Below are 6000 nucleotides of genomic sequence, written 5' to 3'. Positions count from 1 at the left end.
ACACCGCGTCCACCTCGGGCCGGAAAGCCGCCGCCAGTCGGGTCACGACCGGCAGCGAGTCGTCCCGCAGGGCACCTGCCGCGCGAAGAAGAACCTTTCGCCGCCCGGCGGGAACCCCGGCCGCCGCCCGTTCCAGGATGTCGGCGCCCTCCTCCAGGACCACCCCGGTGTCGATCCGGGCCGGGACCTTGATGCGGGCGGTGTGCCGCCAGGTGGTCACCGGGTCGCTCCACGCCTCCACATGGAACGTCCACAGGCCCTCGGCGTCGGGGGTGACCTCGGCGCCCCAGCGGTCGCTGCCCGGCGCCAGTTCGCGCATCGGCGTCCAGGGACCGGGACGCCCCTTCGGATCACGCAGCACGACATTGGCGGCCACGGCATCGTGCCCCTCGCGGAACACGGTCGCCGAGACCTCGAACGTCTCGCCCACGACCGCCTTCGCCGGGCGCCTGCCGCAGTCCACGGCCGGCCCTACGTGCCGAACCGGGATACGGCCGATGGCCGCGGTTGCCTTCATGGTGTCGCCTCCGCCGTGCTCATGGCCGGACCCCTCAAGGGCCCGGCCGGGGATTCAAGCTGCGCCGGCAGGATCTACCGGCCGGCCCGGGAACGCCGCTTGGTGATCGGTGGACCCCGTCTCGCGGCGACCCCCGGTCGGGGGCGCTCGTTCTGCTCGCGCAGATACGTGCCGAGGCTGCTGCGCAGATAGTGCTCGGCCGCGTCCGCGGCCTCGCGCGCGCAGCGCTTGCCCATCAGCACGCACAGCGTGTAGCCCGAGTCCTCGAATGTGGCCCGCACCGCGCGGTCGTTCGGGGACGCGAGCATCACGCGTTCCCAGGCCCGATAACGCCCAAGCTGGCGGGCGACTTCGGCTTTGGCCGGTAGCAACATGACGCCGTTCACCTCTCGGGATTCATGGCACGAAACCACACGAAGAGGGGTGGTCGTGCGCGCGACACGGATGCCTTACGGGCATGGAGGTCTTCACTCATGGTGCACGCGCGACGACCCAGCGTCTTGTTAGAGCTTCAACGAATCCGAAGGATCCCCCGGTTGACTCCTCGTGTTGCACGAATGGCGTAGCCCTCACACCCTTGAGGTGACTCAGAAGCGATCAATGCTCACGCTTCGCGTTCGGGGCCCGTCCCGCGGGGACGGGGGAAGTGCCGAGCCTCGCCGGTGAGGAGCCAACAAGATGAAGACCGCAGTGCCCTGCTACTACCACCTCGACGTGGAAGTCAGCCCTGAACGGGTCGGACAGGTCAGGCGCATCCTGGCCGCTCACCTCCGGTTCTGGGACCTGGAGAACCTGGTGGAGCCCGTGTGCGGCGGCGCCGAACTGCTGCTCAACGCCATCGAGGAGCACGCCACCGACAAGAACACGTCGATCGAGATGTGGTGGAACGGACAGCACCTGATCACGGCGATCGGGGACAACAACCGTGATCTGCGCCCGGACCAGGACCTCCGCGCCTGTCTGGAGCACATCGCCGCGATCAGCGACGGCTGGGGGTGCTGCGCCACGGACACCGGCAGCAAGGTCATCTGGTTCTCGCAGCGTGCCCGCGCCGGCGAGCGCGTCCCGCTGGTCCCGACGGCCCCGGCGCCCAGCCTGCGCGAGGGCCTCGATGTGCCCCGTGAGGTCCCGGCCGCCGCGCTGGCCGGCCCGGCGAGCACTCCGGAGCGAGTGCTGGAGGAGGCGCGGTGACCGCGCGCAAGCATGGTGCAGGGGTGCACGCCTGGAGCGGGCACCCCTACCCGCTGGGTGCCGCCTACGACGGCCAGGGCACGAACTTCGCCCTGTTCAGCGAGGTCGCCGAGCGGGTCGAGCTGATCCTGGTCGACGACGCGGGCAAGCACACCGGCGTCGAACTGAGCGAGGTCGACGGCTTCGTCTGGCACGGCTACCTGCCCGGAGTCGGCCCCGGCCAGCGGTACGGCTACCGGGTGCACGGCCCCTGGGCCCCGGCCGTCGGCCACCGGTGCAATCCGAAGAAGCTGCTGCTCGACCCGTACACCCAGGCGGTGGACGGGCAGATGGACAACCACGCCTCGCTCTTCGAGCGCGCCCCCGAGGGTCCCGCCCCGGCGGACAGCGCCGGGCACACCATGCTCGGCGTGGTGACCGACCCCTACTTCGACTGGGGCGACGACCGTCCACCCAGACGGCCGTACGCGGACACCGTCATCTACGAGGCCCACGTCCGCGGCCTGACCCGCACCCACCCGGACGTGCCTCCCGAACTGCGCGGGACCTACGCCGGGCTCGCGCACCCCGCCGTCGTCGAGCACCTGACCTCGCTCGGGGTCACGGCCGTCGAGCTGATGCCCGTGCACCAGTTCGTCCAGGACGGCGTGCTGACCGACCGGGGCCTGTCGAACTACTGGGGCTACAACACCATCGGCTTCTTCGCGCCGCACAACGCCTACGCCGCCCACGGCACCCGGGGCCAGCAGGTCACCGAGTTCAAGGCGATGGTGAAGGCGCTGCACGAGGCCGGTCTCGAAGTGATCCTCGACGTGGTCTACAACCACACCGCCGAGGGCAACGAGAAGGGCCCCACCCTGTCCTTCCGGGGCATCGACAACGCCTCCTACTACCGGCTGGTGGACGGCGACTGGTCGCACTACTACGACACCACCGGCACCGGCAACAGCCTGCTGATGCGGCACCCCTACGTGCTCCAGCTGATCATGGACTCGCTGCGGTACTGGGTCACCGAGATGCACGTCGACGGCTTCCGCTTCGACCTCGCGGCGACCCTGGCCCGCCAGTTCCACGAGGTGGACCGGCTCTCGGCGTTCTTCGACCTGATCCAGCAGGATCCGGTGATCAGCCGCGTCAAGCTGATCGCCGAGCCGTGGGACGTCGGCGAGGGCGGCTACCAGGTCGGCAACTTCCCGCCGCTGTGGTCGGAGTGGAACGGCAAGTACCGCGACACCGTGCGCGACTTCTGGCGCGGCGGCGAACACACCCTCGGCGACTTCGCCTCCCGGCTGACGGGCTCCTCCGACCTGTACCAGCACAGCAGGCGCCGGCCGCGCGCCAGCGTCAACTTCGTCACCGCGCACGACGGTTTCACGCTGCGCGACCTCGTCTCGTACAACGACAAGCACAACGAGGCCAACGGCGAGGGCAACCGGGACGGCGAGAGCGACAACCGGTCCTGGAACTGCGGCGCGGAGGGCGAGACCCGCGATCCGGCCGTGCTGGAGCTGCGCGCCCGCCAGCAGCGCAACTTCCTCGCCACGCTGCTGCTGTCGCAGGGCATCCCGATGCTCTGCCACGGCGACGAACTCGGCCGCACCCAGCGCGGCAACAACAACGCCTACTGCCAGGACAACGAGGTCTCCTGGATCGACTGGCGGCTGACCGGGGAGCAGCAGGCCCTCGCCGACTTCACCCGGTACGTGATCGGACTGCGCCGCGCCCACCCCGTGCTGCGCCGGCGCCGCTTCTTCCGCGGTGAGACGGTGACGCACGCGGGCCAGCCGCTGCCCGACCTGGTCTGGCTGCTGCCGGACGCCCGCGAGATGACGGAGGAGGACTGGCAGCGCTCCGACGCCCACTGCGTCGGCGTGTTCCTCAACGGCGACGCCATCGCCGAGCCCGACCAGTGCGGCCGGCCCGTCGTGGACGACTCCTTCCTGCTCCTGCTCAACAGCTACTGGGAGCCGGTGGACTTCCAGCTGCCGGACGCCACCTTCGGCGAACGCTGGACCACCCTGATCGACACCGCGGAACCGGCGGCCCCGGACGAGACCGAGCACAAGGCGGCCACCACGATGACGGTCACCGCCCGCAGCCTCGTCCTGCTGTCCCGCCCGTCCCGGACCCGTGCCCGTACGGCCGGCGCCTAGCGCCCGCGGCGGGAGGTCACGGTGAACTGAGCGCCGTCGGAGTCGCGCAGCACGGCCTCGTCCTCGTCCATCGACAGGACGCTGCCGCCGTGCTGTTCCGCGGCCCGGGCGCAGCCCGCCACGTCGGAGACGGCGAAGTGGACCTGCCAGTGGGGCCGGATGGTGGGGTCGGGGGCGGCACCGAGCGCCCCCGACTCGATCTTGGCCACCACGTCGCCGCCGCTGCGCAGCACGACCTCGCCGCCTTCGTAGTGGACCTCGCAGCAGCCGGGGCGCTCCGAGGCCCAGTCCAGCACCTCGCCGTAGAAGATCGCGGAGTCGAAGGCGTCGCGGGTGTGCAGGCGGATGAAGGCCGGGGTGGAGCGGCGCCAGGTGTCCCAGTCGCCGACGAGTTCGCCCTCCCAGATGCCGAAGGTCGCGCCGTCCCGGTCGGCGAGCAGCGCCGCCCGCCCGGGCGGGAAGGAGATCGGCCCGACCGCGGCCGTACCACCGCGCTCCTGGACCTTCGCGACGGCCTCGTCCGCGCTGCGCACGGCGAAGTACGGCGTCCACGCGACCGCCATCTGCCACATGGTGGCGACGGCGGCGATCCCGGCGACGGGCACGCCGTCGGCCAACGCGATGCGGAATCGCTCGCCGAGCCTGCCGGTGCGCCAGCGCCAGCCGAGGACGGCACTGTAGAAGTCCTCGGTGCTCCCCAGATCCCGGCTGGTCAGGCTCACCCAGCAGGGTGCGCCGAAGACGGCATGCGTGGAGACGAGGTCCCTCGTACCGCTGGGGAGCTTTGTGTCGTGGTTCATGGCTGTCGCGTCCTGGTCTCGCCGGGCCGGCGGCCACCGGCGTCTCTTACCAGTGTCCGGCCGGTACCTCTGACGGCGCCTGCCGAGTACCCCGGCCGCCGCGCTGAAACAATGATGATTCCACCCTTTGCCCGGTGGCATACCGCTGCCCGAGTGACGAGGATGGATGTGTGACCCAGGTACCCCACGAGCCTGCCGACCAGTCCGGACGGATCTCCGAGCTCCAGCGGGAGGTCGAGCAGCTGAAAGAGGCCGTCGTCTCGCACGCCGTCGTGGACCAGGCGATCGGCATGATCGTGGCCCTCGGCCGCGTCGCCCCGGCCCAGGGCTGGGCGGTCCTGAAGGACGTCTCCCAGCACACCAACATCAAGCTCCGCAATGTCGCGGACCTGATCCTGATCTGGGGCCGCGACGGGCAGATGCCCCCGGAGATCCGCGCGGAGCTGGAGGATGCCCTCGACCGTCACGGTCCGACGCAGATCCCGGGGACGCCAGGGGCCCCGTAGGGCCCCCGCCGCTAGCGGTGCTGGACGAGCAGTTCCTCACGCAGTTGGGCGAAGCAGCCGCTGAGCAGTCGCGAGACGTGCATCTGGGAGATCCCCAGCTGCTCGGCGATGCGGCTTTGCGTCATGCCCTGGAAGAACCGCAGATAGAGGATGGTGCGTTCGCGCTCGGGCAGTTTCTCCAGACACGGCCGGACGGCCACCCGGTCGACGATGATGTCGTAGCGCGGATCGGGCCCGCCGATGGAGTCACCGAGGGCGTATCCGTCGGTGCCGGGCATCTCCGCCTCCAGGGACAGCGCGGAGAAGCAGTCCAGGGCCTCCATGCCCGCGCGGACCTCGGCCTCGGTCAGCTCGGTGTGTTCGGCGATCTCCTGGACGGTGGGCGCGCGGCCCGTGCTGGTCTGCGACAGTTCCTTGTTCGCCTGCCGTACCCGGTTGCGCAGGTCCTGGACCCGGCGGGGTACGTGCAGCGTCCACATGTGGTCGCGGAAGTGGCGCTTGATCTCGCCGGTGACGGTCGGCACGGCGTACGCCTCGAAGGCGCAGCCACGGGCCGGGTCGTAGTGGTCGACCGCCTTGACGAGACCGAGTGCGGCGACCTGGTAGAGGTCTTCGAGGGCTTCGCCGCGCCCCTTGAAGCGGACGGCGATGCGCTCCGCCATGGGGAGCCAGACCCGGACCAGTTCGTCGCGGAGCGCCTTGCGCTCCGGCCCCTCGGGCAGCCGCGCGAGCCGCTGGAAGTCGGCGGCGGTGTCGGGGGCGTCGTCATGCGGGTGCTGCTTCGTTCTGCCGGTGGTGACGGGCATGAAGCGCACCTCCCTCAAGGTGCCTGT

At 70.6% G+C, this 6000-nt stretch carries 7 protein-coding genes; 3 read left to right on the top strand and 4 right to left on the bottom strand.

Features of this window, described 5'->3' with window-relative positions; translation table 11 throughout:
• Together M8H82_RS23875 and M8H82_RS23870 are read right to left on the bottom strand one after the other, a co-directional pair.
• On the bottom strand, positions 1-517 hold a 517-nt coding region (locus tag M8H82_RS23875), incomplete at its 3' end, for a maltotransferase domain-containing protein (RefSeq protein ID WP_250076983.1).
• Positions 518-591: 74 nt separating this feature from the next.
• The gene (locus tag M8H82_RS23870) at positions 592-891 is read right to left on the bottom strand and encodes a DUF5133 domain-containing protein (RefSeq protein ID WP_250076988.1); all 300 of its coding nucleotides are present in this window, start codon (positions 889-891) and stop codon (positions 592-594) included.
• A gap of 304 nt (positions 892-1195) precedes the next feature.
• Here M8H82_RS23870 and M8H82_RS23865 point away from each other — a divergent pair, with 304 nt between their 5' ends.
• Positions 1196-1708 (top strand): pep a2, encoded by a 513-nt coding sequence (locus tag M8H82_RS23865; protein WP_250076982.1) that lies wholly within the window; start codon positions 1196-1198, stop codon positions 1706-1708.
• Positions 1705-3861, top strand: a complete 2157-nt coding sequence (gene glgX / locus M8H82_RS23860; protein WP_250076981.1) for a glycogen debranching protein GlgX — start codon at positions 1705-1707, stop codon at positions 3859-3861. The genes M8H82_RS23865 and glgX overlap by 4 nt, the downstream gene beginning before the upstream one ends.
• Here the strand turns inward: glgX and M8H82_RS23855 are convergent.
• Positions 3858-4661 carry a VOC family protein gene (locus M8H82_RS23855; RefSeq protein WP_250076980.1) on the bottom strand — a complete coding sequence of 268 codons (804 nt, stop codon included), beginning with the start codon at positions 4659-4661 and terminating at the stop codon, positions 3858-3860. The genes glgX and M8H82_RS23855 overlap by 4 nt on opposite strands.
• 170 nt (positions 4662-4831) lie before the next feature.
• On the opposite strand from M8H82_RS23855, the gene M8H82_RS23850 reads away from it, so the two are divergent.
• The gene (locus M8H82_RS23850) at positions 4832-5167 is read left to right on the top strand and encodes an ANTAR domain-containing protein (RefSeq protein ID WP_250076979.1); all 336 of its coding nucleotides are present in this window, start codon (positions 4832-4834) and stop codon (positions 5165-5167) included.
• Between the two features lie 11 nt (positions 5168-5178).
• On the opposite strand, the gene M8H82_RS23845 is transcribed toward M8H82_RS23850, so the two are convergent.
• Complete coding sequence (locus M8H82_RS23845) at positions 5179-5973, bottom strand: RNA polymerase sigma factor SigF (RefSeq protein ID WP_250076978.1); 795 nt, start codon at positions 5971-5973, stop codon at positions 5179-5181.
• Positions 5974-6000 lie beyond the last annotated feature (27 nt).

It is taken from the genome of Streptomyces sp. YS415, from assembly GCF_023544665.1.
Lineage (GTDB): Bacteria > Actinomycetota > Actinomycetes > Streptomycetales > Streptomycetaceae > Streptomyces.
This window is presented reverse-complemented; position numbering and strand designations above follow the sequence as displayed.

Coding starts and splice junctions, on each gene's coding strand:
- M8H82_RS23865 (WP_250076982.1), top strand. CDS start 1,196: ATGAAGACCGCAGTGCCCTGCTACTACCACCTCGACGTGGAAGTCAGC.
- M8H82_RS23870 (WP_250076988.1), bottom strand. CDS start 891: ATGTTGCTACCGGCCAAAGCCGAAGTCGCCCGCCAGCTTGGGCGTTAT.
- M8H82_RS23845 (WP_250076978.1), bottom strand. CDS start 5,973: ATGCCCGTCACCACCGGCAGAACGAAGCAGCACCCGCATGACGACGCC.
- M8H82_RS23855 (WP_250076980.1), bottom strand. CDS start 4,661: ATGAACCACGACACAAAGCTCCCCAGCGGTACGAGGGACCTCGTCTCC.